Source organism: Psychrobacter immobilis, from assembly GCF_904846235.1.
GTDB classification, from domain to species: Bacteria; Pseudomonadota; Gammaproteobacteria; order Pseudomonadales; family Moraxellaceae; genus Psychrobacter; species Psychrobacter immobilis_C.
The window spans coordinates 1-2,738 of record NZ_CAJGZN010000046.1 but is presented as its reverse complement, the minus strand read 5'-3'; the positions used below and the strand labels follow the sequence as shown (position 1 = coordinate 2,738).

At 44.8% G+C, this 2,738-nt stretch carries 3 protein-coding genes; 2 read left to right on the top strand and 1 reads right to left on the bottom strand.

The window, feature by feature from the left end; all coding sequences use genetic code 11:
- Positions 1-701, top strand: a 701-nt coding sequence (locus JMX07_RS13415; RefSeq protein ID WP_201608425.1) for a CHAP domain-containing protein, incomplete at its 5' end; no start/stop codon positions are given.
- A 148-nt stretch (positions 702-849) separates the two neighbouring features.
- Here JMX07_RS13415 and cadR read toward each other — a convergent pair.
- The gene (cadR, locus tag JMX07_RS13410; protein WP_011513679.1) at positions 850-1,260 is read right to left on the bottom strand and encodes a Cd(II)/Pb(II)-responsive transcriptional regulator; all 411 of its coding nucleotides are present in this window, start codon (positions 1,258-1,260) and stop codon (positions 850-852) included.
- Between the two features lie 142 nt (positions 1,261-1,402).
- Between cadR and JMX07_RS13405 the strand changes: the two genes are divergently transcribed.
- Positions 1,403-2,738, top strand: a 1,336-nt coding sequence (locus JMX07_RS13405) for a heavy metal translocating P-type ATPase (protein WP_201608423.1), incomplete at its 3' end; no start/stop codon positions are given.

The following is a 2,738-nucleotide window of genomic DNA, read 5'->3' as shown; positions in this document are numbered from 1 at the left end:
TGTCAGTACTGGGTATGGGCATAGCACAAACGAGTGGTGCTGCTATCACAATCTCTCAAACAAATAATACCATCACCAATACTTCTGTGGCATCAAACTACGGTTCATCAAAAAACATCTATAGCACTAGCAGTGGTGCTTATGTTTCTAGTAATGACGAAATCAGTCAAGCTATTAGCAACCTAAGTGCGCAGGCTAAGCAAAAAGAGAGTCGGCTTTCATCATTAAACAGCCGCTTATACGCTGAAAAACAACAGCAGCAAGTCAATACAGTTCCTGACAGCAATTCAGCCCCCGCTATCGCTGCTGCTCGCGCCTCAAAAGTGGCTTTATCTGGCAGCTCTGGATATTGTGCCCGTTACGTACGTAAAGCACTACAATCAGCAGGTTATGAGTTCACCCCCAATCCTTCAGCCTATCAGTACGCCACTCGTGGCACGCTTGATAAAGCAGGTTTTAGCAAAATCAGTAATGATATGCCAACCCAAGTAGGTGATGTTATTGTCTATGATCGCTCATCAAAGCGTCCACATGGCCATATCCAAATCTTTGATGGCGAAAACTGGATTTCTGATTTCCGTCAGAACAGCATCAGCCCATACAGTGGTGTCTATGCTTATACCACATGGCGTGATTCAAAATACGTGGATGACGCATCCGCATCAGATCGAAATATCTACCTTGCTATGAATGATAAATAAGACCTGATAAGTCAGCACAACATAGTTATTATTTCCTCCAACCCCAGTAGTGATCTTAATATCATTGCTGGGTTTTTTTGTGCTTAACATCAGGGTGTATTTAACCTTTCATGATTTGATCAGTCAGAAATGAACACTACTAATATCATTACTCATGACAAGAATTATCGGCAAGAGCCTTTAATATCCCACATGATACCGCTGGTGCACTACTTGCACATTTCTGGCGCAAAACAGTCAAGTGCTGCTTTAAGTGCATCAGTTCTTCCATTCGTATTTCTACAGCATAAATTTGCTTATCTAGTAAGGAGCTCACATCACCACAGTCTTTATCAGGTTCCTCCCAAAACTCAAGTAAGATTCGTACTTCGTCTAGAGCCATGTCAAGCGTACGGCAGTGTAGGATAAATTGTAGACGCTCAATGTGCTCTTCATTATATAAACGATAATTCCCTGCGCTGCGAGAAGGCTCAGGTAATAAGTGCTCCTTTTCGTAATAGCGAATGGTTTCCACTGTGGCACCTGTGCGTTTAGCGAGCTCACCAATTTTGATTGTCATAATAACCTCTATGATTTAAATAATTAAAGTGGCTGTAAAGACTGGCGCTAGAGAAATTGAATTTACAAAACTGTAGATAAATAACCTTGACTCTAAAGCCACTATAGGGTTCATAATATCATTATTCAAAGGGTAAATTATTATGAAATATCATATTGAAGGTATGGACTGTGCCAGTTGCATCGGCAAGATTGAAACAGCTTTGAAACGTATGCCTGGGGTTTCTGATGTTCAGCTGAATTTCGCTACAGAAACGCTAGAGCTAAATTTAGCCCCTGGTGCGCCGACTCAGGCTAGTGATATCGAAAAAACAATCAAAAGCCTAGGGTTCGGTATATCTGCCAATACTGGTCAACAAACTGTATCGGCTATTGATATTGACAGCGACAATCAGATGGCTCCGCAGGATAAGCGGTGGTGGCAAACTCAAAAAGGCAAACAGGTTGTTGGTCTCGGTATTTTGATGGGCAGCGCTTATGCACTGTCACTACTGTTCCCCGCTTATGGGATATGGGTGTTTGCCATCGCTGTGATTGTAGGCGTTTTTCCATTTGCACGCAAAGCCTTAGCACTGGCTAAAACAGGTTCATTCTTTTCAATTGAAACGCTGATGTCCGTCGCCGTGCTTGGCGCACTTATCATTGGTGAAGCTGAAGAGGCCGCAGCGGTTGTCTTTTTGTTCTCAATCGGTGAACTGTTTGAGAGTATCGCTGCTGATCGCGCTCGCGCTGGCATCAGAGCCTTATCATCGCTGGTTCCGAAAAGTGCGATTTTACTTGATGCTCAAGGTGGGCAGCGTAACGTTCCAGCGACTTCACTACAAGTGAATGACCTTGTGCTGGTGCGTCCTGGAGATAGGGTATCTGCTGATGGTTCCATTGTTCAAGGTGCGTCCAGCCTTGATGATTCGCCCGTGACGGGAGAGTCTGTTCCTGTTGCCAAGACGATGGGTGACAATGTATTTGCAGGGTCAATTAACATCGATGGTGTGCTCCAAGTGCGCGTAGAAAAGACAGCCGCCGATAACACTATTTCGCGCATTATTGATTTGGTAGAGCAAGCGCAAGCTTCCAAAGCACCCACTGCCCGTTTTATTGAGAAATTCAGTCGTTACTATACACCGGCTGTGATGGCTATTGCCGCCCTAATTATCATCGTCCCACCGTTAACCATGGGCGGAGATTGGTCAACTTGGTTATATCGAGGTCTAGCCTTATTATTGATCGCTTGTCCTTGTGCTCTTGTGCTCTCAACACCAGCTGCTATCGCCTCTGGTCTAGCGGTCGGTGCGCGCCGCGGCTTGCTGATCAAGGGCGGTAGTGCTTTAGAAACCATCGGCCAAGTGAAGACAGTCGCTTTTGACAAGACAGGCACTTTAACTGAAGGCAAACCACGCGTGACCGATGTTGTTGACATTACACAAGAGTATTCAAGTGTTCAAGGTCAGGATTCTCAGGATCAGGGTTCTCAAGGTAAAG